Source organism: Massilia scottii (assembly GCF_030846495.1).
GTDB lineage: Bacteria > Pseudomonadota > Gammaproteobacteria > Burkholderiales > Burkholderiaceae_D > Telluria_A > Telluria_A violaceinigra.
Genome location: NZ_JAVCWM010000009.1, coordinates 77232 through 99597 on the forward strand (window position 1 = coordinate 77232; position 22366 = coordinate 99597).

The 22366-nt window shown below is 64.1% G+C and carries 24 protein-coding genes; 21 read left to right on the forward strand and 3 right to left on the reverse strand.

The genetic code is table 11. The annotated features are described in order from the left end of the window. The 7 genes from RBA41_RS14515 to RBA41_RS14545 all read left to right on the forward strand — a co-directional run bounded on the left by RBA41_RS14515 (window position 1) and on the right by RBA41_RS14545 (window position 7067). Complete coding sequence (locus RBA41_RS14515) at window positions 1-1206, forward strand: PAAR domain-containing protein (protein ID WP_445352072.1); 1206 nt, start codon at window positions 1-3, stop codon at window positions 1204-1206. A 24-nt stretch (window positions 1207-1230) separates the two neighbouring features. Beyond that, window positions 1231-1707, forward strand: coding sequence for an SUKH-3 domain-containing protein (locus tag RBA41_RS14520; protein WP_306624737.1), 477 nt, complete (start codon window positions 1231-1233; stop codon window positions 1705-1707). Between the two features lie 258 nt (window positions 1708-1965). Beyond that, on the forward strand, window positions 1966-4296 hold the full coding sequence (locus RBA41_RS14525) for a TonB-dependent receptor (RefSeq protein ID WP_306624739.1): 2331 nt from the start codon (window positions 1966-1968) through the stop codon (window positions 4294-4296). A gap of 104 nt (window positions 4297-4400) precedes the next feature. Further along, entirely contained in the window at window positions 4401-5534 is a 1134-nt protein-coding gene (locus RBA41_RS14530; RefSeq protein WP_306624741.1) for an alpha-hydroxy acid oxidase, read from the forward strand. Continuing rightward, complete coding sequence (locus RBA41_RS14535; RefSeq protein ID WP_306624743.1) at window positions 5528-6211, forward strand: Fe2+-dependent dioxygenase; 684 nt, start codon at window positions 5528-5530, stop codon at window positions 6209-6211. The genes RBA41_RS14530 and RBA41_RS14535 overlap by 7 nt, the downstream gene beginning before the upstream one ends. A 24-nt stretch (window positions 6212-6235) precedes the next feature. Beyond that, the gene (locus RBA41_RS14540) at window positions 6236-6508 is read left to right on the forward strand and encodes a PepSY domain-containing protein (protein WP_306624745.1); all 273 of its coding nucleotides are present in this window, start codon (window positions 6236-6238) and stop codon (window positions 6506-6508) included. After that, window positions 6495-7067, forward strand: a complete 573-nt coding sequence (locus RBA41_RS14545; protein ID WP_306624747.1) for a cytochrome b/b6 domain-containing protein — start codon at window positions 6495-6497, stop codon at window positions 7065-7067. The genes RBA41_RS14540 and RBA41_RS14545 overlap by 14 nt, the downstream gene beginning before the upstream one ends. Here the strand turns inward: RBA41_RS14545 and RBA41_RS14550 are convergent. Then, entirely contained in the window at window positions 7064-7570 is a 507-nt protein-coding gene (locus RBA41_RS14550; RefSeq protein ID WP_306624954.1) for a DinB family protein, read from the reverse strand. The two genes, RBA41_RS14545 and RBA41_RS14550, sit on opposite strands and share 4 nt — an antisense overlap. Window positions 7571-7688: 118 nt before the next feature. On the opposite strand from RBA41_RS14550, the gene RBA41_RS14555 reads away from it, so the two are divergent. The 6 genes from RBA41_RS14555 to RBA41_RS14580 all read left to right on the forward strand — a co-directional run bounded on the left by RBA41_RS14555 (window position 7689) and on the right by RBA41_RS14580 (window position 12212). Further along, complete coding sequence (locus RBA41_RS14555; RefSeq protein ID WP_306624749.1) at window positions 7689-7868, forward strand: hypothetical protein; 180 nt, start codon at window positions 7689-7691, stop codon at window positions 7866-7868. Window positions 7869-8005: 137 nt separating this feature from the next. Next, window positions 8006-9322, forward strand: a complete 1317-nt coding sequence (ectB, locus tag RBA41_RS14560) for a diaminobutyrate--2-oxoglutarate transaminase (RefSeq protein WP_306624750.1) — start codon at window positions 8006-8008, stop codon at window positions 9320-9322. Continuing rightward, window positions 9319-9831 carry a GNAT family N-acetyltransferase gene (locus RBA41_RS14565; RefSeq protein ID WP_099873985.1) on the forward strand — a complete coding sequence of 171 codons (513 nt, stop codon included), beginning with the start codon at window positions 9319-9321 and terminating at the stop codon, window positions 9829-9831. The genes ectB and RBA41_RS14565 overlap by 4 nt, the downstream gene beginning before the upstream one ends. Window positions 9832-9836: 5 nt before the next feature. Next, window positions 9837-11180, forward strand: a complete 1344-nt coding sequence (locus tag RBA41_RS14570; RefSeq protein WP_306624753.1) for a SidA/IucD/PvdA family monooxygenase — start codon at window positions 9837-9839, stop codon at window positions 11178-11180. Between the two features lie 82 nt (window positions 11181-11262). Beyond that, window positions 11263-11901, forward strand: coding sequence for a LysE family transporter (locus RBA41_RS14575; RefSeq protein ID WP_306624756.1), 639 nt, complete (start codon window positions 11263-11265; stop codon window positions 11899-11901). Beyond that, window positions 11898-12212, forward strand: a complete 315-nt coding sequence (locus RBA41_RS14580; protein WP_306624758.1) for a hypothetical protein — start codon at window positions 11898-11900, stop codon at window positions 12210-12212. The genes RBA41_RS14575 and RBA41_RS14580 overlap by 4 nt, the downstream gene beginning before the upstream one ends. A 33-nt stretch (window positions 12213-12245) precedes the next feature. Here the strand turns inward: RBA41_RS14580 and RBA41_RS14585 are convergent, their stop codons facing one another. Together RBA41_RS14585 and RBA41_RS14590 are read right to left on the reverse strand one after the other, a co-directional pair. After that, window positions 12246-13076: an AraC family transcriptional regulator gene (locus tag RBA41_RS14585; RefSeq protein WP_306624760.1), complete on the reverse strand. Its 831-nt coding sequence runs from the start codon at window positions 13074-13076 to the stop codon at window positions 12246-12248. A gap of 179 nt (window positions 13077-13255) precedes the next feature. Then, window positions 13256-14239: a lipin/Ned1/Smp2 family protein gene (locus RBA41_RS14590; protein WP_306624762.1), complete on the reverse strand. Its 984-nt coding sequence runs from the start codon at window positions 14237-14239 to the stop codon at window positions 13256-13258. A 436-nt stretch (window positions 14240-14675) separates the two neighbouring features. Between RBA41_RS14590 and RBA41_RS14595 the strand changes: the two genes are divergently transcribed. The 8 genes from RBA41_RS14595 to RBA41_RS14630 all read left to right on the forward strand — a co-directional run bounded on the left by RBA41_RS14595 (window position 14676) and on the right by RBA41_RS14630 (window position 22340). Then, window positions 14676-15053, forward strand: coding sequence for a hypothetical protein (locus RBA41_RS14595; RefSeq protein WP_306624764.1), 378 nt, complete (start codon window positions 14676-14678; stop codon window positions 15051-15053). A gap of 132 nt (window positions 15054-15185) precedes the next feature. Next, window positions 15186-15836: a TetR/AcrR family transcriptional regulator gene (locus RBA41_RS14600; RefSeq protein ID WP_306624765.1), complete on the forward strand. Its 651-nt coding sequence runs from the start codon at window positions 15186-15188 to the stop codon at window positions 15834-15836. A gap of 101 nt (window positions 15837-15937) precedes the next feature. Continuing rightward, window positions 15938-16297, forward strand: coding sequence for a c-type cytochrome (locus RBA41_RS14605; protein WP_306624766.1), 360 nt, complete (start codon window positions 15938-15940; stop codon window positions 16295-16297). Further along, complete coding sequence (locus RBA41_RS14610) at window positions 16294-17679, forward strand: D-arabinono-1,4-lactone oxidase (RefSeq protein ID WP_306624767.1); 1386 nt, start codon at window positions 16294-16296, stop codon at window positions 17677-17679. The genes RBA41_RS14605 and RBA41_RS14610 overlap by 4 nt, the downstream gene beginning before the upstream one ends. Next, window positions 17676-18956, forward strand: a complete 1281-nt coding sequence (locus RBA41_RS14615) for an alanine racemase (protein ID WP_306624768.1) — start codon at window positions 17676-17678, stop codon at window positions 18954-18956. The genes RBA41_RS14610 and RBA41_RS14615 overlap by 4 nt, the downstream gene beginning before the upstream one ends. 31 nt (window positions 18957-18987) lie before the next feature. Beyond that, window positions 18988-19407 carry a DUF2147 domain-containing protein gene (locus RBA41_RS14620; RefSeq protein WP_306624769.1) on the forward strand — a complete coding sequence of 140 codons (420 nt, stop codon included), beginning with the start codon at window positions 18988-18990 and terminating at the stop codon, window positions 19405-19407. Next, complete coding sequence (locus tag RBA41_RS14625; protein WP_306624771.1) at window positions 19404-20297, forward strand: TorF family putative porin; 894 nt, start codon at window positions 19404-19406, stop codon at window positions 20295-20297. The genes RBA41_RS14620 and RBA41_RS14625 overlap by 4 nt, the downstream gene beginning before the upstream one ends. 33 nt (window positions 20298-20330) lie before the next feature. Beyond that, on the forward strand, window positions 20331-22340 hold the full coding sequence (locus RBA41_RS14630) for a neutral/alkaline ceramidase (RefSeq protein WP_306624773.1): 2010 nt from the start codon (window positions 20331-20333) through the stop codon (window positions 22338-22340). Window positions 22341-22366: the final 26 nt, after the last annotated feature.

Here is a 22366-nt window from a genome sequence, read left to right on the forward strand (position 1 = left end):
ATGCCGCAAGCAGCGAGAATCACCGACCCGATCGGGCATAGCCCCACCATGAGCTGGCTGCTCGCAGGTTTGCTTGCGGGCGCCGCCATCGCGATCGCCGCGGTGGCCATTGTCGGCACCGGCGGCCTGGCCGCGGTCGCCATCGTCGGCGGCGCCGCCGCCATGGGCGCCGGCCTGTGCGAAGCGATGAGCACCATGAGCTGGGCGCCCAAGGAAGTATGCGGCTTCATCGCCGGCGTCGGCTCCCTCAATGTCTTTACCAACAAGCGTCCCGCCGCCCGCGCCCACGTCGACATGACGACCTGCTTCAAGCATGCGCCGCCGGCGCCGCTGCCGATCGCCACCGGCAGCGGCACCGTGTACATCAACGGCCAGCCGGCGGCGCGGGTCGACGATACGATCGTCTGCAGCGCGGTGATCACGTCCGGCTCGAACAATGTGTACATCGGCGGCGGCACCCAGAAAACCGACGACATCTTCCCCGAAGACCTGGTGCCGGGCTGGGTCCACGGGGCCTTGCTGGTGGTCGGGCTGGGCAGCGCCATCGTGCTGGCCGGCCCGTTCATCGCCGTGGCCGGCCTGGCCGGCGGCATCGCCGGCGGCATCGGCGGCGACTGGCTGGGCGGCGAGATCTTCGGCGAAGGCTCGGACGGCCAGAAGTGGTCGGCGCTGGGCGGCAGCGTCATCGGCGGCCTGCTGGGCGCCAAGGGCGGTTCCACGCTCGCCAACAAGGTCATTCCCAAGCCGCTGTCGGAAACCCAGGGCTTCCTCAAGGGCGGGCTGGGTGGCATGAAGGAAGCGGCCCAGAACCGCGCGGCCCTGGCCAAGGAACTGTCCGAAGCCCGTGTCGATGCGATCAATAACGCGCCGAAAACCGATTTCGAGAACGGGCGCAAGCCGGTCAAGGCCTCCACCGTGGTCGACAAGCGCACCGGCAAGGTGTACCAGGAGGATTCCGGCTATCCCCTGCCGAAAACCGAGGATATCCATCCGACCCTGCGCGAGCGCATGCCCAAGCCAAGCCTGGAAGAGGCCCACGTGCCGGAAAACTGCGCCGAATTCAAGGCTGCCAACAAGGCCCTGAAAGATGGCGCCAGGATGGAAGACCTGGAAATGTATACTATCAACCGGCAAAAGGGCGGCGCCCCCCGTTGTGCCAACTGCATGGTCACGACCAAGGGCGCGCATGCCATCACCGATCACTGACGTTCATTGCTACCTTCGATTCCCATGACTTATTCCGACCAAACCCTGGCCATCCTCCATGACGCCGGCTGGAGCGAGGAGCGCCGCGTGCCGGCCGAGGCCCTGCGCGAGCGGCTGGCCGCGGCCGGCTTTGTTCCCCATCCCGCCGCCCTGGCCTTCCTGACCCGCTTCGAGGGCCTCGGCTTCACCCATCCCTCCAGCAAATACGAGGATGGCAAGAACACCTGTCATTTCGACCTGGACCGCGTCATCGGCCAGGTCGACGTGGACGATATCGACGATTTCAGCGCCAGCGTCGGCACCCGCCTGTGTCCGGTCGGCGAGATCAACCGCGGCAATTCGATTGTCGCCATCGGCGAGGATGGGCGGGTGTTTTCCTATTACAGCCCGTTCATCGCGCTGCAGACGCGCACGGTGGACGAGGCGATCGCGCATTTCCTGAGCGAGGGAAAGGCCATTGCCACCCGCGCCTACGACGGCAATCCCCTGTCCTTCGCCTGATCCCCCGGTCGCCGGCCGCGACCGCTGGCGCGACCACGCTGCGCAGCCCCTGCGGCGCGTCATCGATGCGCCCTTCCCGCTCCTCATGCATTCCGCATATCTTGCGACGTGGCAATGTCAATACCGTGAATGCAAATGAGATTGATTAACGTTTACGCACATGAGAGATTTCGCTATAATTTGCCACAATTATTTGAGGAGTTAATCTTGAAGCAACAACAATCGCAACAGCCAAAAAGCCTTCGTAGCAAGAGCGACATGACGTTCAATACGATGAAGAAAACCAGTATTGCCATGGGCATTTCCAGTGCCTTGTTGATGATGCCGTTCAGCGCCAGCGCGCAGACGGCCGCAGCCGCACCATCGGAAAAGGACAGCAAAGTCCTGCCGGACGTGGTCGTCTACGGCAAGTACCTCGACCCGAACCCGAACGCCGAAGTCGGCGCGCCGTACAAGGCGAAAACCTCGGGCGATTCGCGCCACACCCGTCCGCTGGCCGAAACGCCGCAGACCATCTCGGTGATCACCAAGGCCGCGATCGATGATTCCGGCATGACCGAACTGAAACAAATCCTCAGCGCCCAGCCAGGCATCACCCTCGGCACCGGCGAAAACGGCAATGCCTTCGGCGACCGCTACATCATCCGCGGCCAGGAAGCGCGCAGCGACGTGTTCGTCGACGGCTTGCGCGATCCGGGCATGACCACCCGCGAAAGCTTCGCCATCGAGCAGCTGGAAATTTCGAAAGGCCCGAATTCGAGCTTCGCCGGCCGCGGCACCGCCGGCGGCGCGATCAATGCGATCACCAAGCAAGCGACGCTGGACAAGGACTTCCAGCGCGTCACCGTGGGCGTGGGCACCGACAGCCACAAGCGCGTCACCGCCGACTTCAACAAAGGCTTCGGCGACAACTTCGCCCTGCGCGCCAACGTGCTGTACGGCGACGAAGACGTGCCTGACCGCGCGCCGTCGAGCCGCACCCGCAAGGGCGTGGCCGTGTCCGGCCTGTGGGAAGTGGACAAGGACCTGTCCGTCACGCTCGACTACTATGGCCTGCGCACCGACGACAAGCTGCCCGACCTGGGCCACTTCCTGGTCGGCGCCGTGCCGAACCGCGTGCCTGCCAAGGACGTGCCGGTGTACGCCCAGTCGAACGATTTCCTCAGCTCGGACGTCGACACCATCACCGCGCGCGTGAACTGGAAGCTGGCGCCCAACCTGACCCTGACCAGCCTGACCCGTTACGGCCAGTCCGGCAATTCCTACGTCACCACCGGCGCATCGAGCAACACGCGCTATGTCGGCGCCACCGCCGACACCACCCAGTCGTTCGTCAGCGCCGCGCTCGACGGCGGCCACACCGGCTGGCAGGACGTGGATTACTTTGCCCACCAGAGCAATCTGCGCTGGGACAAGCAAATCATGGGCATGAAGCATGAATTCATCTTCGGCGCCGAATACACCGACCATCAAGTCGTGTCGGGCAACTTCACGGTCGCCAACACCGGCGCGTTCAATTGCCGCAGCGCCGTTGCCGTCGGTCCGAACAATGCCCGCTGCTTCAACGTCAATGGGGTACCGGTTGCCGACCTGACCAACTTCGCCGGCCGCAGCAGCACCCGCAACAGCTGGAACCAGGACTGGCAAGTCAAGACGTTCTCGCTGACGGCGATGGACACGGTCGACCTGACCGACCGCCTGACCGCCTTTGCCGGCATCCGCGCCGACCGCTTCGACCTGTCGCTGGCACGCCGCAACGCGGCCACCAACGTGATCACGGGCGACTACAGCTACACCGACACCCTGGTCAACGGCCACGGCGGCGTGAGCTTCAAGGTGATGCCGAAACTGATCGTCTACGGCAGCGCGGCGACCTCGCAGGATATCAACGGCGGCGAAGCCGATTCGGGCACCAACAGCGGCTACGGCGGCGCGGTGCTGTACCAGAACAAGATTGCAGGCGCCAAGCCGGAAACCTCGGTCAACCTGGAACTCGGTACCAAGTGGAACTTGCTCAATGACAAGCTGCTGGCCACCGCCGCCGTGTTCCAGACCAAGAAGAAGGATGTGATGGAAGGTGCGAACTACGACACCGCCGGCACCTTCAACACCGGCAAGAACAAGGTACAAGGCGTGGAATTCGGCCTGACCGGCAACATCACCGAAGACCTGACGGCCCAGGTCGGCGCTGCCGTCATGAGCTCGAAAGTAACCGGTTCGTCGGTCCCGGCCGGCATCGGCCGCGAACTGGCCAATTTTGCCAAAAAATCGTTCTCGGCCCAGGCCAAGTACCAGCTGACCGATAGCTTCTCGTTCGGCGCCGTGGCCCGCTACGAAAGCAACCGCTGCGGCGGCCAGCCTGACACCGCTGCCGGCTACACCGCCAGCAACCAGTGCGCGCAGCCAGTGCCGTCGTTCACCGTGTTCGACGCGTTCGCCGCCTACCGCTTCTCCAAGAAGCTGGACCTGCGCGTGAACGTGCTCAACGTCGGCAACAAGGACTACTTCACGGCCGTGTACCGCTCGGGCGCCTTCCTGTACAAGGGTGATGCGCGCGCGGTCCGCGTGGCGCTGAACTACGAACTGTAAGCGCGGGCCGCGTCTAGTCTCGCGTCTAGTCTCGCGTCTAGTCTCTTAAGCAGTCAGCAACTTCGATACAATGCCGGGTAACCCCCGGCATTTTTCATTTAATGATGACCACACCACTCCCTGGCGCCCAGCCGCCTCTTGGCAAGATCCCCGCCGAAATCGGCTGCGCCGCCGACTACGAATTGCTGGCCCAGCGCTTCATGGCGCCGCCCAGCTACGATTACGTTGCCGGCGGCAGCGGGCGCGACCTGACGGTGGCCGCCAACCTGGCCGCGTTCGCGCGCTGGGACATCTATCCGCGCCTGCTGCGCGACGTCAGCGCCGGCCACACCCGCATCAACGTCGCCGGCCAGCAATTCGCCCATCCGGTGTTCCTGGCGCCGGTCGCGTTCCAGAACCTGGCGCACGGCGCCGGCGAGCTGCAAAGCGCGCGCGCGGCCCATGCGGTCGACAGTTGCCTGGTCAGCAGCACCTTGTCGTCCTGCAGCCTGGAAGACGTGGCGCGCGGCGCCGGTCCGCAGCGCTGGTTCCAGCTGTACTTCCAGCTGCGCCGCGACGACACGCAAGACTTGCTGGCGCGCGCCGTCAAGGCCGGCTACAGCGCCATCGTGGTCACGCTCGACGCCCCGATCCAGGTGCCCAGCAACCGCGCCCTGCGCGCCGGCTTTCGCATGCCGGCCGACTGCGTGGCGGCCAACCTGCGCGGCTACGCGCCGGCCGACACGCCGCCGCTGGCACCCCAGCACAGCCGCATCTTCCAGGGCATCATGGGCACCGCCCCGACCTGGGACGACCTGCGCTGGCTGATCGGCCAGACCACCCTGCCGGTGCTGGTCAAGGGCGTGCTGCACCCCGACGACGCGGTGGCCCTGCGCGCCATCGGGGTGGCCGGCGTGGTGGTGTCGAACCATGGCGGGCGCACCCTCGACGGCGCGCCGGCCAGCCTGGACGTGCTGCCGGCCATCCGCGCCGCCACCGGTCCCGGTTTCCCGCTGCTGTTCGACGGCGGCATCCGCTCCGGCACCGATATCTTCAAGGCGCTGGCGCTGGGCGCCGACGCGGTGCTGATCGGGCGCCTGCAGATGTACGCGCTCAGCGTGGCCGGCGCGCTCGGCGTGGCGCACATGGTCAAGCTGCTGCGCGAGGAACTCGAAGTGTGCATGGCGCTGGCCGGCTGCGCCACGGTGGGCGAAATCGGCAGCGGCGCCGTGCTGCGGCGCCAGGACGCGCCATGCTGACCATCCTCGACGCCGTATTGAGCAAGGACGAGGTGCGGCAATTTCGCGCCTACCTCGACCAGGCCGCATGGCAGGATGGCGCGGCCACGGCCGGCACCCTGGCGCGCTCGGCCAAGAACAATGCCCAGATCGACGACAGCGCCGAAGTGGCGATCAGCCTGGGCAAGCACATCCTGCGCACGCTCGGCAACACGCCGCTGTTCATCGCCGCCGCCCTGCCGCGAAAGATTTATCCGCCCAAATTTAATCGCTACGCTGTCGGCGAAACCTATGGCACGCACGTTGATAGCGCAGTGATGCAGATTCCGAACACGCACCTGAGCCTGCGCAGCGACCTGGCCGCCACCCTGTTCCTGTCCGAGCCGGACGAGTACGACGGCGGCGAACTGGAAATCGACACCGAATTCGGCGTCCAGACCGTCAAGCTGGGCGCGGGCGACATGGTGCTGTACCCTGCCTCGAGCCTGCACCGCGTCACGCCGGTCACGCGCGGGGCGCGGGTCGCCTCGTTTTTTTGGATAGAAAGCCTGGTGGGCGACGATGCCGAGCGCACCTTGCTGTTCGACCTGGACCAGACGATCCAGAACCTGACGCCCGGCCTGGCGGCGGACGACCGCAATCTGCTCAAGCTGACCGGGATTTACCATAATCTGCTGCGCCGTTGGGCAGCGACCTGATTTTCAAATAGATAAGGAAACACAATGACCTCGACCTTCGCCAAACTGGCCCCGCTCGCCCTCGTCTTCGCCGTCAACGGCGCCTGGGCCCACGGTGACGTGAAATGCACCACGCGCCCGAAATCGGAATGGAAGCCGCACACCGAACTGCACGAAAAACTGACCAGGGAAGGCTGGGTCGTGCGCCGCATGGAAGCGACCCCGAGCTGCTACGAAGTGTATGCCAAGGACCCGCAGGGCAAGCGCATCGAAGCCTTCTTCGACCCGGTGACGTTCGCGCGCGTTGAAGAAAAATAAGCGCGGCGCACCCACGCTGGAACCGGGCAAGCTGACAGTCTGGGATGCGCCGGTGCGCCTGCTGCACTGGTCGCTCGTGGCGGCCATGGCGGCGGCCTGGGTGACCAGCGACCAGGTCGGCGTGGCGCACGAATACATCGGTTATGGCGCGGCGGCGATCGTCCTGGCGCGCCTGGCCTGGGGCTTCGCCGGCAACCGCTATGCGCGCTTTGCGCGGTTCGTGCGCCCGCCGGCGCCCACCGTGCAATACCTGCGCGCGGTGGCCAGGGGCCGCGCCGCGCGCCATATCGGCCACAATCCGCTGGGCGGCTGGATGGTCGTGGCCCTGCTGGCCTGCGTCGCCCTGCTGGCCGTGAGCGGATGGGCGCTGGGCACTGACCTGCTGTGGGGCTATGCCTGGCCGGTGCGGGTGCACGCGGCGCTCGCCTGGCTGCTGGTCGCGCTGGTGACGCTGCACGTGGGCGGCGTGCTGCTGACCAGCTGGCAGCACCGCGAAAACCTGGTCGGCGCGATGATCACGGGGAAAAAGAATCCGCCGGCCGAGGGCGACCTCGATTAACGTCCGGCTGGCGCCGCGCCCGACGCCATTTGCCCCAGCAGCCAGTGCAGCCCGGCCAGATGCTGTTGATCGTGGCTGCACAGGTAATGCACCAGGCCCTTGACCGTTACCGGGCCGTAACCCTCGAACACGCCACGCCGCTGCCACTGGCTCTCGGTCAGCCCGGCGATGGTCTGCGCCGTCCGCTCCCTGGCCTCGCGGAACGCCTCGAAGACCTGTTCCACCGATGCGTCGGGGTAGCCGCGCTCACGCGCCACGCGCTCGCTGTCGATCGATACCAGCAGCGGATTGTCTTCCTCGAGCAGGCGCCGCAGGCGCAGCTGATAGCCATCGATTTCGATGTCGCGGACATGGCAGATCTGTTCGATCGGCGTGAACCGCTCGCTCGGTATCCCTTCCCACGACGGCGGCGCCCAGGCGGCATATGCGCTCGGAATGGTCGCGTACAGCGCGGCCAGCTCGGACGGAAACCTGCGCAAGGCGGAAACGACGAATTCATGCACCATGGACTCCTTTCACGTAGGGGCGCCGCGCGCCCGGCCGCAAGCGTTGCGGCCCGGTAAACATACCACGTCCCCCCTACCACGTCCCCCGGCATGCCTGACTGGCCAATGATACGCCGTGAGCGCGCCGGCCGGATCAGCCAGCCAACCGCGCCGCATCATCAACCGCATGGCGATGACGGCGCCGACATTTAGCCGGTTGCGAAAGATTTTATTCAGAAAGCATGCGGCAAGCCGGCGCCGCAGCATTATGAAGCGCATCGCTTTTAATATATCGTTATTTACCAATATTATATAAGTCCGAGATGCCGGATAAAAAACACCGAAATACATGCGGCATGCATGACAATCCTGAAAAGAGCAATTTCATTCTATAAATGAGGCATTGAATTTCATATTCTCTCCGGACCCCAACAACCGGACGATCGTGTTCCAATGCCAAACAATCTCGTATCCATCAATGAAGCGTTCAGCACATTCGAAGTGCATGAATCGAAGGTCCGTTCCTACTGCCGCGACTTTCCCGTAAAAATCCGCCACGCCAAGGGCTCGAAGATCCACAGTGTCGACCAGCAGGTGTATGTGGATTTTTTCGCCGGCGCCGGCGCGCTCAATTACGGCCATAACTGCGAGCCGCTCAAGGAAAAGCTCAAGGCGTATCTCGACAACGATGGCATCACGCACAGCCTGGACTTTTATACGGAAGCCAAGGAAGACTTCATCCAGACCTTCCAGGAGCAGATCCTGCACCGCCGCGGGATGAAGTACAAGGTCCAGTTCACCGGCCCGACCGGGACCAATGCCGTCGAGGCGGCGCTGAAACTGGCGCGCAAGGTCACCAAACGCAGCAACGTCATCGCGTTTTCCAACGCCTTTCACGGCATGAGCCTGGGCTCGCTCGCCGCGACCAGCAACCCGAAAAAGCGCCAGGGTGCCGGCGTGGCGCTCGGCGGCGTGACGTTCATGCCGTATGAAGGCTATCTGGGTGAGCAGGTCGATTCGATCGACCTGATCGCGCGGATGCTGCAGCCCGGCAGCGGCGTGGAAGCGCCAGCCGCATTCTTGGTTGAAACCATTCAGGGCGAAGGCGGACTGCGCTGCGTCAGCGCACGCTGGCTGCAACGCTTGCAAGCCCTGGCGCACGAGCATGGCGCCTTGCTGATCATCGACGATATCCAGTCCGGCTGCGGCCGTAGCGGGCGCTTTTTCAGTTTCGAGGGCATGGGCGTGACGCCCGATATCGTGTGCCTGTCGAAATCGCTGAGCGGTTACGGTTTGCCGTTCTCGATGAACCTGATCAACCCGGATCACGACGTGTGGGAACCGGGCGAACACAACGGCACCTTCCGGGGCAATAACCTGGCCTTCGTGACGGCCAAGGCTGCCATCGATACCTTCTGGAGCGCGCCCGCCTTCGAACGCGAGCTGCAGCAGAAAATCGTTTATCTGCACAGCCGGCTCAAAGCGCTTGCCGAACGCAGCAGCGAATACATTCCCGAAGCCCGCTTCCTCGGCCGCGGCTTCATGTGCGGCATCGACGTGGGCAGCGGCGAAGTGGCATCAAACATTTCGCAGGCGGCCTTCCGCGCCGGGCTGATCGTCGAAACCTGCGGCGTCCACGGCCAGGTCGTCAAACTGCTGCCGGCCCTGACGATCGAGTACGAGGTGCTGGTGCAAGGGCTCGATATGCTCGCGGCCGCGTTCGAGCAAGTGATCGGGATTGCCCGCTATTCCGAGGAGAAGGCAGCATGACGGCCCAAGCCGAAGCGGTGATCCGCTATGCGACGCTGGACGACATGGAGGAAGTTGCCGCCCTGTTCGATTCCTACCGCCAGTTCTACAACGAAGAGCCGAACTACGTGGGCTCCCTGCACTTCCTGCGCGAACGGGTGTTCCTGGGCGAATCCCAGGTCATCGTGGCCGTGGTCGGGGATGAAATCGCCGGTTTTACCCAGCTGTTCCCCAGCTTTTCCAGCGTGACCATGCAGCGCCTGTGGATCCTCAACGATCTGTATGTGAAACAGGCGTTTCGCAGCCTGGGCATCGGCGAAAACCTGCTCCAGGGCGCGGCCAATTTCGCCCATCAGGCTGGCGCCAAGCAACTGTTCATCGAAGGCGCGGTGGATAACCTGCGCGCCTGCGCCCTGTACGAGCGGTTCGGTTTCATCCGCAATCGCGGCTATTACTACTATCACTATCCCTTGCATGCGGCGGCCACCACCCCGGATGAGCAGATCAACGTCGTACCCACCGCAAAGTAGAAACCATGGCATCGCATATTTATAATCTGTTGGGAATTGGTTTTGGACCGTCGAACCTGGCGCTCGCCATTTGCCTCGAAGAAGAAGCTTCACTGGCCAATGTCCGTTTTATCGAAGCCCAGGAAAGCGCCGTTTGGCAAAAGGACATGCTGCTGCGCGGATCGGATATCCAGAATAACCCGATCCGCGACCTGGTGACCTTGCGCAATCCGAAAAGCCACTACACGTTTATTAATTATTTAAAAGAAAACGAGCGCCTGCTTGAATACCTGAACCTGGGACTGGAATATCCCCTGCGCAAGGAATTCGCGAATTATATCGAATGGGTATCGGCCAGTTTCGCCGCCATCGTTCAATACAATACCCGGGTCCAGTCGATGAGCATGACCGACATCGACGGCGAGCAGGTATGGGAAGTGATTTGCCACGGCGGCGAACGCCTGCTGGCGCGTTCGGTGATTGTCGGCACCGGCAGGGCATCGAACATTCCGGACCTGCTGGCGCCCCTGCAAGGCAAGAACGTCTTCCACCTGACCAAATACCTGAGCCACATTGCCGCCCTGCCCCCAAGCTGCGACAAGATCGGCGTGCTGGGCGCCAGTCAAAGCGCGGTCGAATTGCTGCTCGATTTGATGGACCGCTTTCCGGACAAGCAAATCTATTCGCTGCAGCGCGGTTTCGGCTTCCGCCTGAAGGACACCAGTCCGTTCAGCGACCGCGTCTACTTCCCGGAATTTATCGATTACTTCTATGGCCTCAAGCCGGCCGCCAAGACCCATCTGAGCAACCAGCTGCGCGGCACCAACTATTCCTCGGCCGATGGCGACGTGATTCACCAGCTGTACGTGCGCATTTACGAGGAAAAGCTGCACGGCAAAAACCGCTTCCATCTGCTGACCAACCAGGCGATCGACAGCGCCGCCAGCCTGGACAGCGGCGGCGTGACAATGGCGCTGCGCGAGGTCAATACCGGTGAAACCTCGTCGCTGGAACTGGACGCACTGGTGCTGGCAACGGGCTTCCTCGATTTTTCGGCGGCGCCGCGCGGCGAACCGTATCCGCGCCTGCTGGCTACCGTTGCCGATCAGCTTCCGCTGGACGATAACGGGGTCGTCGCCGTCGAACGGGACTACAGCGTGCGCCTGAAAAACCCGGCCGCCCCGCGCCTGTTCCTCAACGGCCTGTGCGAGTCGTCGCATGGACTGGGCGATGCGGGCTCGTTCAGCCTGGTTTCGCTGCGCGCCAAGGTCATCGCCGACAGCCTGCTGGCGCCGCGCCCGGCGCGTGCCGCCGCGCCGGCGCACCCGGCCGGCGCGCAGGTGGAACGCCTGGCCGCCGTCGAGGCGTAATCGGGAACACGATTCCTGCAATGTGATTCATATGGGCGCGCGTGCAATCCCTGCGCGCGGCCCATCCAATGGGAGATGCACCGTGTTTTCACCCGCACTTGTCTACATCATGGCCGTGATCAGTCCCGGCCCCAATTTCATCCTGGTGAGCCGGTTTGCCGCGTCCAACTCGATTTCCGCCGGCATCGGCGCTTCCCTCGGCATCTGGTGCGTCGGCCTGATTTTTTCGACCTCGTCGATACTGGGCCTGGCGCTGCTGTTGAACCAGTTCCCGGCCATGAACAAGATCGCCGGCATCCTGGGCGCGCTGTACCTGCTGTATATCGCTTATCTGCTCATCAAAAGCGCCTTGCACAGCAAGAAGCAGCAACGCGACAACGCCGCGGCGGCGCCGCTCGATGGCGCGCCGGCCGCCGAGCCGTCGCACACCTTCTTCAAAAGCTTCAAGATGGGCTTCATCACCAATATCACGAACATGAAAACGATCGCGTTCATGATCAGTATTTTTTCATCGTTCCTGGCGCATTCCTCGACGACGATGGACAAGGTAACGATCATCGCCATCTGCAGCACCTTCGAAATCCTGTGGTATTCGTTTGTCGCCTTTGTGTTCGGCCAGGATGCGATCCGCCGCATTTACCTGAAATTCAACAGCTCGATCGACCTGTTCCTGGGCCTTGTCCTGATCTTATTCGCAGCCAGCAATATCATTTCCCTATGATTCCCTCCACACCCGAACTCTCCACGCCGCCCCTGGTCTACGCTATCGACGACCGGATGGTGATCCTGACCGATTACGTCGGCGCGATTCCGCAGGGCGGCAGCGGCCTGGTATTCTGGAACGCGGGCAAGCCTTACCTCGCGTATATGACACCATCGGCGCTGCCGGCGACACGCAGGCGGCCCAGCGCGCGCGCCGACAGCGCCATCCTGGAACAGGCCCGCAAGATGTTCCTGGCGCCGCCGCGGCGCGCGCAGCCGCCGGAGCGTGTGCATGCGCATGCCGATGCGTCCATGAGCATGTCTCTGTAAATACCGGCGTCCCCGGGTTGCCGGGACAGGCGCTTATCGCTTGCCCTTGTACACCCGGGGCGTCACCCCGTAACAGGCCTTGAGCCAGCGCGTCAAATGGCTTTGATCGGCGAAACCGGTGATCAGCGCGATCGACGATGGGTTGCCGCCCTTGCGCAACAGGGTCTTGGCCATCGAGGTGCGGCGTGCCTGGACAAAGGCGATCGGCGTCACCCCGGTCATCTTGCGAAAGCGCCGGATGAAATGAAAGCGGCTCAGGTTCGCGATATCGGCCAGCTCTTCGACCCGCAGCGTATTGCCGATATTGGCGTCGATATACTCGATCATGCGCGACATGCCCGGAAAGCCGTGCATCAGATCGGGCGTGTTGTCTTGAAAACCGCGCCCATGACGCGCCGCGATATCGAAAATCAGGGCTTCCATGATGCTGTCGTAGGCCAGCGGTTCGGTCGCCATGGCCAGGGTGTCGAGCGCCAGCTTGAGGCGCTGGCCGAGCACGGGATCGCTGACCACGGGGTCCGGAAAATACACGGTGCAACCGACGATCTGTTTCATGGCATCGGTGGCAACGAAAATATTCCGGTAAATGACACCGCTGCGTTCGGCCGCCTCGCCGGTGTGCACCTGGTCGGGATTGATGAATACCAGGTCGGTGCTGGTCGCATAACGCTCCGCGCCGCGCCAGTGAAACCGCTCCACGCCCCTTTCGACAACGCCGATCACATACCCGTCATGCACATGGGGAGAAAACACCTTGCGCACGATCTGCGCCCGAAACAGCTCCACATCATCGCGGTGTTGAGCGGACTGGAATTCAACCACTTCTCCAAACTCGCTGAAGATCTCTTGATCGCGTACCAGCATGACACTTTGACTCCAGAATCTGCATCCATCGCCGGCGCGAGCGCAGGCATGGCGCGGCGCCGGCTATTAAAAAACCATTCTATGTTAAGACGGCAAGATCAATAACATGATTAGAGGATGCCCTCCAAAAACCCGCCGGCCAGGCCGGCACCGGCGCGCCGGCGCTCAGCGCCCGGGCCTCATCCGCGGCGGCAACGCGCCTCCGGCGTCGGCGTCACCACAAACGAGTGGTGCGAACCATACTCGCCGCGAATCGCCTGGGTGCCCGATGCGCCGGCATTGGGCCCGATGATGTAGGTATTCGCCTTGGCGATGCCGCCGTCGGCGTAGGCCGCGATATCGGTGGTGGCATTGCCGTACGCACGCACGATGTTCAGGCCCACCACATCGCGCAAATGGCGCACGTAATCGGTTTTGAATTTCTGGGTATCGGGCGGAATCGGGCCGTCGCCGTACGGATTGGAGTGGTAGTGCCAGCGCCCGACCTTCTGGATATCGAGCCACTCCAGGCCATCCTTGGTGACCCAGTACGGCCGCGCGGTCAGGAAGATCACCTGGTAACCCTTGTCCCGGTAAGCGTTGACCACTTGCGGCGCGTAGTAATACGGCGTGGCGGTCTTGACGCCGACATAATCGGCATAGGCTTCGAAGTCATTGATGGTCAGGGTGCCGTCGATGTCGAACAGCACCGCATCACGGCCCGGATCGACCACGCTCAGGTAGCCGGTAGTCGAACTCAGATCGCCTTCCACGACGAAGCGCACGACATAGTCGCCCACCGGCCGCACGCCCAGCGGCACGTTGATCTTGCCGTCGCTGTCGGTCACGTAATTGCCGACGTACTGCCATTGCGACATGCCGGTCCCGTACAGATACGCGTGCACGCGCTCGCCTTCCAGGTCCTTGTGCAGCAAGGCGTCGTAGTCGAACTTGCCCGTGATTGTTGCTTGCGAACCTGCCTTGACGATGGTGTCATGCGCCATATGCCAGGGCTTGTACAAACCCGCCAGAATGGTATTGCCGAATTTCGAGAACGTTTTCTTCGCGGGGCCGGAAAAAGCCGGTGGATTGGCCGCGGTGGTGTAATCGGGACAAGCGGCAACGGCAGGCAAGGCGGAAAAAGCACAGGCAATCGCAACACAGCGCGCAACAGGTTTCAACATGAAGGTCTCCTATGGATGATTGGAATAATCAGATGGCGTCACACAATTTTTAGATTGTGAACTGTCAACATTACGCTGGTGTGACGATTTACAAAATGACATTGGCAGCATTTCCTCTTGCTTATTCAAAAAACAAGATCGAGTGTTGTATAGGGTGGACGGACGGGCCGGTAAAACGGCGCGCGGCGTGCGAAGCGGCTCCGTACTGCGTCAGGCAAGCGCTTGAGCGGACACAACCGCTGACGAGCCGCCGCCTTGTAATCTGGCTGGACAGGCGCAGGTGCGCTGACAGGCACGGGCGTCCAGGCAGGCTGCCCGTGCCCGCATAGCGCCTGACTATGCCTTGCCCGCCAGCGCTGTCCGTCTTGCCGCAACGGCGCGGCGCGTGGCAAGGATCGAGCGTATCGCTTGCGGCGCAACCCATCAGGGGAACATCATGGCTATCAGAAACGATCTCAACGGTCTGCGCATGCAGCTGCCCGGCGCACCGGCAATCTACCTCATCGATCAGGGCATGAAGCGGCATATTCCCGATCCGACCACGTACAACAACCTGTTCCGCGACTGGAGCGGCATCGTACAGGACCCGCATCTGAATAATATCGATACGGGAACCCCGCTCAGCCACGGCGCCGTGCTGGCGCAGGCGCAGGGCGATGCGGCGGTGTACCTGATCGACCAGGGCGTGAAACGCCATATCGCCTCGCCAGCAACCATGGACCGCTATTATTTTGACTGGAACAAGATCCAGCACGTGGCGCCGATTCTGATCCGCTCGATCCAGAACGGCCCCACGATCGCCTGGCCGGCGTGAGGGCGCCATTGCGGCCCGGCTGCATCAGGGAGAGGGGCGGCGGCGCAAGCCGGCAATCGTATTCTCGCCCATCGCGCATGATTTCTGATAGGCTCGGGCCGCGAACCAAGCATCTATTTAGGATTGAATCACATGGTGAAGGCAACAAGCAGCGTGCAGGATCGCAAGCTGAGGGAATCCGAACAGCGCCGTAAAGACATCATCAAGGCGGTCCGAAAGCTGATCAAGGCTGGCGGTGCACGCGCGATTACCTTACGCAAGGTTGCCGAAGAAGCTGGGTTTTCCACCACCGTGGTGTACGCGCTGTTCGAGGACAAGGCCACGCTCATTACCCAGGCCATGGACAGCGACCTGCTCAACCTGGCCAAGGCCATGCGCGCCGCCACCGACCCGGCACTGCCGCCGATTGAAAATATCAAGCGCGCCGGCCGTGCCTATGTCAGGTTCGGCATGCTCCATCCCGACCAGTATGCCCTGGTGTTCCTGGAGCGCCGGCCCCATGCGCCGGTCGAAAGCGCCAAGATCGAACATGGCAACCAGACGCAGGACCCATACGCCTTCGGCCACCAGCTGTTCGCGGCCCTGGCCGCATCGGGCCAGGTGCGCGCCGACCGCCTCGATTCCATGGGCCAGATCTTCTGGGAAGGTATCCACGGCATGACCTCGCTGCGGCTCGTGTTCGGCGAAACCGAACAGTGGTTCGAACACGCCGCGTTCGACCAGCACCTTGAAGACTTGCTCGATGTATTGATGACAGGAATCCTCCACCGTTTCCGCCAATAAACGCCCGCAACAGCGCGAAAAATAAAACGTTGTTTTATTTTTGATACGTCGTTATTATCCAGAACATTGTTCCGATAACTATGCGGCTGCGAGGTGAACGGATGCGAACGGTACTGGGCATGGCGGTTTTCGCGATGGGCTTGTGTGGCTGTTCGGCATCGACCGGGGAGCCCGCCGCGGCCGACCTGCAACGGGCCCAGGCGGCACGCCCGAGCGACCCGCAACTGGCCGAACGCTACGAACGCTCGTGCATGGCCTGCCACGCCGTCGCGGCCAGCGGCGCCCCGCTCACCGGCTTCACCCCGCACTGGCAACGCCGTCTCGCGCAGGGCATGGACCAGATGGTCAGGCATGCCGCCGAGGGCCTCAACGCGATGCCGGCTCGGGGCCAGTGCAACGACTGCTCGCCCGACGACCTGCGCGCACTGACCAGCTTCATGAGCGCCGGAGCCGCACCATGAGCCCCCTGTCCCGGCGCCGCAGATTGTTCCTGAAAACCGGGGCGATGGCCGCGGCCGCCGGCCTGCTGGCCAGCCGCGCCACCCCGGCGGCGGCGGCAACCGCATCGACCGTCACCTGGAAAAACTGGTCGGACAGCGCGCAGTGCACGGCCCGCGCCCTGGTCGCACCGGCCGACGAAGCTGCCATCGCCGCGCTGCTGCGCGCGTCCGGCGGCGCTGTGCGCTGCGTCGGCGCCGGCCATTCGTTCACGCCCCTGGTGCCGACCGGCGGAACGATCCTGTCGCTCGACCGCCTTGCTGGCCTGCAGTCCCACGACAAGGCGGCCATGAGCGCCACCCTGCATGGCGGCACCCGGCTGTCGCAGGTGTCGCGCCAGCTCGACGGCGCCGGCCTGGCGCTGCGCAACCTGCCCGACATCGACATGCAGTCGCTGGCCGGCGCGATCAGCACCGCTACCCACGGCACCGGCGCCGCGCTGCCGGCGCTGCACGCGGACGTCATCGCCATGCGCATCGTCTCGCCGCAGGGCGACGTGATCGACTGGCAGCACGAGCGCCACGCCGACCAGATGGCGGCCGCGCGCGTGTCGCTGGGCAGCCTTGGCATCATCACCCGGATCACGATGCGCGTGGTGGCCGCGCACAACCTGCGCCGCAAGGTCTGGCTAAAGCCGGTCGAAGAGATGCTGCAGCTGGCGCCGGAGCTGGCGCGTACCCATCGCCACTTCGAGTTCTACTACCTGCCGTTCACCGGCTATGCCGCCGCCATCACGCACGACGCCTACGCCGGCAGCGACATCCAGATGCCGCCGTCGCAAGACGAAGAGATGCTGCGCGACCTGCGCCAGCTGCGCGACTGGCTCGGCAAGTTCCCCCAATTGCGGCGCTGGAGTGCGGCCAGGCTGATCGACGCGGACCTGACCGAACACGCCACCAACCGCTCGTTTCGCCTGCTCTCGAACGTGCGTCCGACGCGCTTTAACGAAACCGAATGCCACGTCCCGCGCGAGGCGGGCATCGCCTGCGTGCGCGAGGTGATCCGCACGCTCGAACGGCGCAACGAGGTGTTCTTCCCGCTTGAATTTCGCTTCGTCAAAGGCGACGACGCCTGGCTCAGCCCCTTTTACCAGCGCGACAGCTGCTCGATCGCGGTGCATGCGGCGCACGGCGAAGCCTACGACTACCTGACCTCCGAGATCGGCCCGGTGTTTCGCAAACACGGAGGCCGTCCGCACTGGGGCAAGCTGCACAACTTCAGCTCCGCCGAACTGGCCGCGCTGTATCCGCGCTGGAAGGACTTCCAGGCGCTCAGGCAGCAGATGGATCCGCACGGGCGCATGCTCAATCCCCACTTGCGCGCCCTGTTCGGGGTGCCGGCATGAAGCGCCGCACGGCGCTGGCCGCCATCGGCTCCGGCCTGGCTGGCGCGGGCGTGCTGGCATTGCGCCCGCGCGCGCATGGCGCCCCGCATGACGCCTACTTCGCGCACATGGCCGCGGCACTGCGCGCGGCCGGCATCGCCACGCCGACCATGGTGCTCGACCGCGACCGCATGCTGGCCAATGCCGGCCAGGTCATGCGCAATATCGGCGCACGCATGGATCTGCGCCTGGTGGCCAAATCCCTGCCCTGCCTGCCCTTGCTCGACGACTTGATCGCGGCCATGCGCACGCAGCGCCTGATGGTATTCAACCTGGCCTACCTGGAGCAGCTGGCCGCGCAGCGCCCGGCACTCGATCTGCTGCTCGGCAAACCGCTGCCGGTGGCCGCCGCCGCCCAGTTTTACGAGCGTTTCAAGAATGGCGGCTTCGATCCGGCGCGCCAGCTGCAATGGCTGGTCGACAGTCCCCAGCGCATGGCACAGTACCGCGACCTGGCGCGCCAGCGCCAGTTGCAGCTGCGCGTGAATGTCGAAATCGACGTCGGATTGCATCGCGGCGGCGTTGCCAGTGCGGCCGCGCTGCAGCAGATGCTCGACATCGTCAAGTCGGAACCGCGCCTGCAGTGGTCCGGCATGATGGGTTACGACGCCCACATCACCAAGCTGCCCGATCTGCCGGGCGTACGTGCGGGCTCCCTGGCCAACGCGCTTGGCATTTACCGCGACTATGCGGCGCAGGCCGCGCGCGCGCTGCATGGCGGCGCGGCGCCGGCCGGCCTGACCCTCAACGCCGGCGGTTCGCCGACCTACCGCCTTCACGACGGCAAGGGCACGGCCAACGAAGTGGCGCTCGGCTCCGCCCTGGTCAAGCCGGGCGACTTCGACACCGAATTGCTGGGCGACCTGGCGCCGGCCGCGTTCATCGCCACGCCGGTCCTGAAGGCGCCGGCGCGATTCGACATGCCCAACGGGGTCGAATGGATCGGCGCCGCCGCCCGCGCGTGGGACGTGAACCAGTCGCGCGCCTGGTTCATCTATGGCGGCAACTGGCTGGCCGACCCGGTCTCGCCGCCCGGCATGGCGCCCAGCGGCCTGTATGGAACGTCATCGAACCAGCAGGTCCTGCTCGGCTCCGGCGCACAACAACTGCACGTGGACGATGTGATCTTCCTTCGGCCGCGCCAGAGCGAGTCCGTGCTCCAGCAATTCGGCGACATCGTCGTGATGGAGTCGGGCCGCATCACGCAGCGATGGCCGGTACTGACGCCCATGCCATAAGCACAAGGCCCCATAACACCAAGGAGACAAGATGCGAGCAATAGCGATGGTGATGCTGTCATGTACCTGGCTGGCGCCGGCATGGGCCGCGCCGGACACCGTACCGGGCCTGTGGCTCAGCGCCGACAAGGCCGCGGTCATCGCGTTCAAGGCTTGCGCGGAGCCGAAGGATGCGCTGTGCGGCACCATCGTCTGGGACAAGGACGCCGGCACGCCCGACGACGCATGCGGCGTCATGATCGCCAAACTGCGCACCTGGCAGGACGACGCCTGGCGCAACGGCTGGGTGCACGACCCGCGTACCAGGAAAAACTACAAGGGCATCGTGCGCACCAGGAACGATACGCTGCTGGTGCGCGCCTACATCGGCAGCGAACTGCTGGGCGAGACCGAGATCATGACCCGCGTGGCCAGCATTCCGGCCGGCTGCAAGGCGAAGGAGACGCCATGAACAGATTTGTCGTGCTGGCCGCCCTGGCGGGCGCCATCCACAGCGGGCAGGCCCATGCCGATGAACCGGCGATCCAAAGCTACGCGCTCGACATCGAAGCGAAGCTGCTCACCGACCGCAAGAACCGCGGCGTATCCGATACCTACAACCGCCCCGGCGCCGAGTTGACGATGGAAGCGGTGCACGAATCGGGCGTGGTCGGCTATCTGCAACTGGGCACGGTCCGCAAGGAGATCTTCCCCGGCACAAACGGCTTGCAAGTGACCGGGGCGCTCGGCTACCGCTGGGGCAATCCCGACGGCTGGCACTTCGGCGCGGGCCTGGCACAGGAGTGGTTCCCGGGTGCGAAGGTCAACGACGCGCCGACCGGCATCGACTGGACCACGGGCGAACCGACCGGCGTGACCAACACCAAATTCGATACCAGCTACGGCGTGTTCGAATTTGCCTATGGCGCCATCGAGGCGCGCTATCTGTATGTCCTGAGCGACGAGCTGCGCGGCAATAACACGGCCACCATCTGCGGATCGACCTATCTGCCGGCCGTGCTGGCCGGCGGCGACCCGGATAAGGCGATCGCCTGCTATGACGGTGGGTTGAAGCACTCGCGCGGCTCGCAGCTGCTCGACATCGGCGTCAAGCACAAGCTCGATGGCAGGAACAAGCTGGTCGCGCACATCGGGTTTCAAAAGATGCGCCACTTCCGCGATGCCGACCTGGTGGACTACAAGCTGGGCATCGTGCACACGCGCTGGGGCCTCGATTTTGGCGCGGAGGTGGCCGGCGCCGTCCTGCGCAACCGCGAACTGGCGGTGCTGCCCGATAGTTCAGGAAGCACGAGGAAGGTGGATCGGACGGCGCTGATCCTGTCGCTGGCCAAGCGTTTTTGACGGTCAATCCCAACCAGTACAAAGGAGACAACGATGGCATCGAACATTCCTTTCCGGCGCTTGACCCTGGCCATGGCGCTGGCGGCGACATGCGGCGCGGCCAGCGCCGACCCTTACCTGGTCGGGCGCGGCATGTCCGACATCACCGGCGAGGCCGCCGAAGTGGGCATGATGGGCTATGCCTCGCTCTCCCAGGTAAGCGCCGGCATCCACATGCGCCAGCGCGCCCGCGCCTTTATCGTGGCCGACCAGGCCAGCGGCAAGCGCATGGTCTTCGTCAACAACGACCTGGGCATGGTGTTCCAGGGCGTGCAGCAGGCGGTCCTCAGGCAGCTGCGGGCCAGGTACGGCAGCCTGTATGGGGCCGACAACGTGATCCTGACGGCCACCCATACGCACGCCGGGTCCGGCGGCTTTTCCCACTACGCGCTGTATAACATCACCACCTACGGTTACAACAAACGCAGCTTCGACGCCATCGTCAGCGGCATCGTGGCCGCCATCGACAAGGCGCACCGCGACTTGAAACCGGGCTCCATCGCCATCGGCAAGGGCCAGCTGACCGACGCCAGCAACAACCGCTCGCTGCCCGCCTACCAGCGCAATCCGCTGGCCGAACGTGAGCGCTGGAACAGCCCGATCGACCCGGACATGACGGTGCTGCGCTTCAAACAGGGTGCCGATGATGTGGGCGTCATCAGCTGGTTCGCCACGCACGGCGTATCGATGGCCCCCACCAACCGCCTGCTCAGCCCCGACAACAAGGGCTATGCGGCCTGGCGCTGGGAACATGACCTCAAAGGGGTGCGCTATAACGCGGACGGCGATTTCGTGGCGGCCTTCGCGCAGTCGAACGCGGGCGACATGACGCCCAACCTGAACCTCGACGGGACCGGCCCCACGCGCAATGAATTCGACAACACGCGCATCATCGGCGAGCGCCAGTTGCAGAAGGCACTGGCGATCTACAACGGTGCGCTCGAACCGCTGGCCGGCACGCTGGACTACCGCCAGCGCTTCATCGATTTTTCGCGCGTCAGCGTGGCCGCCAGTTTCGCCGACGGCCGCACGCGCGGCACCTGTCCGGCGGCGCTGGGCACCGCGTTCGCGGCCGGCACGGAAGATGGCCGTGGCCTGGATGGATTCAACGAAGGCGACCTGGCCGGCAATCCCTTCTTCCAGGCGCTTGGCGGCATCCTCACGCCCGCGCCGCAATGGGTGCGCGACTGCCATGGCGTCAAGCCGGTGCTGCTCTCGCCAGGCGTGCAGCAGCCCGTGCCCTGGTCGCCGGAAGTGCTGCCGGTGTCGATCGTGCGCATCGGCCAGCTGGCGATCGTGGCGGCGCCGGGCGAGTTGACCATCATGGCTGGCCGCCGCATCCGCGAGACCGTCCAGGCCGCGCTGGGCGACAGCGTCAGGCATGTCGTCATCGCCGGCTATGCCAACGCGTATTCCGGCTACATCACCACGCCCGAGGAATACGACGCCCAGCACTACGAAGGCGCCTCCACCCACTTCGGCAAGTGGACACTGGGCGCCTACCAGCAAAGCTACCACGAGCTGGCCACGGCGATGCGGCAAGGCTTGCCGGCCCATGCCAGCGCGCCCACGCGCGACCTCTCGGACAAGCAGCTGTCGTTCCAGACCGGCGTGGTGCTCGATAACACGCCGCTGTTCAAGGCTTTTGGCGACGTGGTACGCCAGGCCAATGCCAGCTACGTGCGCGGCCAGCGGGTCGATGTCGAGTTCTGGACCGGACACCCGAAAAACGACTTGCGCCAGAACGGCACCTTCCTTGAAGTGCAGCGCTGGGACGGCGCCGCCTGGCGCACCGTAGCCACCGACAGCGACTGGAACACCATCTACCGCTGGGTGCGGGTCGATCCGGTGTGGGGCAGCTCCAAGGCCGCCATTTCGTGGGACATTCCCGCCGATGCCGCCACCGGCCAATACCGGATCCGGCATGACGGCAACTACAAGAACGGCTGGGACGGCAGCATCCGCGCGCTGAGCGGCATCAGCCGCACGTTTCAGGTCAACTAGGCACACCTGCCTCGCTTTGGCCAATC

Excerpts from the sequence above, each read along its gene's own strand:
- RBA41_RS14585 (WP_306624760.1), bottom strand. The coding sequence starts at position 13,076 with ATGCTGGTACGCGATCAAGAGATCTTCAGCGAGTTTGGAGAAGTGGTT.
- RBA41_RS14520 (WP_306624737.1), top strand. The coding sequence starts at position 1,231 with ATGACTTATTCCGACCAAACCCTGGCCATCCTCCATGACGCCGGCTGG.
- RBA41_RS14600 (WP_306624765.1), top strand. The coding sequence starts at position 15,186 with ATGGTGAAGGCAACAAGCAGCGTGCAGGATCGCAAGCTGAGGGAATCC.
- RBA41_RS14580 (WP_306624758.1), top strand. The coding sequence starts at position 11,898 with ATGATTCCCTCCACACCCGAACTCTCCACGCCGCCCCTGGTCTACGCT.
- RBA41_RS14535 (WP_306624743.1), top strand. The coding sequence starts at position 5,528 with ATGCTGACCATCCTCGACGCCGTATTGAGCAAGGACGAGGTGCGGCAA.
- RBA41_RS14530 (WP_306624741.1), top strand. The coding sequence starts at position 4,401 with ATGACCACACCACTCCCTGGCGCCCAGCCGCCTCTTGGCAAGATCCCC.
- RBA41_RS14630 (WP_306624773.1), top strand. The coding sequence starts at position 20,331 with ATGGCATCGAACATTCCTTTCCGGCGCTTGACCCTGGCCATGGCGCTG.
- RBA41_RS14615 (WP_306624768.1), top strand. The coding sequence starts at position 17,676 with ATGAAGCGCCGCACGGCGCTGGCCGCCATCGGCTCCGGCCTGGCTGGC.
- RBA41_RS14620 (WP_306624769.1), top strand. The coding sequence starts at position 18,988 with ATGCGAGCAATAGCGATGGTGATGCTGTCATGTACCTGGCTGGCGCCG.
- RBA41_RS14610 (WP_306624767.1), top strand. The coding sequence starts at position 16,294 with ATGAGCCCCCTGTCCCGGCGCCGCAGATTGTTCCTGAAAACCGGGGCG.
- RBA41_RS14605 (WP_306624766.1), top strand. The coding sequence starts at position 15,938 with ATGCGAACGGTACTGGGCATGGCGGTTTTCGCGATGGGCTTGTGTGGC.
- RBA41_RS14570 (WP_306624753.1), top strand. The coding sequence starts at position 9,837 with ATGGCATCGCATATTTATAATCTGTTGGGAATTGGTTTTGGACCGTCG.
- RBA41_RS14595 (WP_306624764.1), top strand. The coding sequence starts at position 14,676 with ATGGCTATCAGAAACGATCTCAACGGTCTGCGCATGCAGCTGCCCGGC.
- RBA41_RS14565 (WP_099873985.1), top strand. The coding sequence starts at position 9,319 with ATGACGGCCCAAGCCGAAGCGGTGATCCGCTATGCGACGCTGGACGAC.
- RBA41_RS14590 (WP_306624762.1), bottom strand. The coding sequence starts at position 14,239 with ATGTTGAAACCTGTTGCGCGCTGTGTTGCGATTGCCTGTGCTTTTTCC.
- RBA41_RS14525 (WP_306624739.1), top strand. The coding sequence starts at position 1,966 with ATGACGTTCAATACGATGAAGAAAACCAGTATTGCCATGGGCATTTCC.
- RBA41_RS14515 (WP_445352072.1), top strand. The coding sequence starts at position 1 with ATGCCGCAAGCAGCGAGAATCACCGACCCGATCGGGCATAGCCCCACC.
- RBA41_RS14625 (WP_306624771.1), top strand. The coding sequence starts at position 19,404 with ATGAACAGATTTGTCGTGCTGGCCGCCCTGGCGGGCGCCATCCACAGC.
- ectB (WP_306624750.1), top strand. The coding sequence starts at position 8,006 with ATGCCAAACAATCTCGTATCCATCAATGAAGCGTTCAGCACATTCGAA.
- RBA41_RS14540 (WP_306624745.1), top strand. The coding sequence starts at position 6,236 with ATGACCTCGACCTTCGCCAAACTGGCCCCGCTCGCCCTCGTCTTCGCC.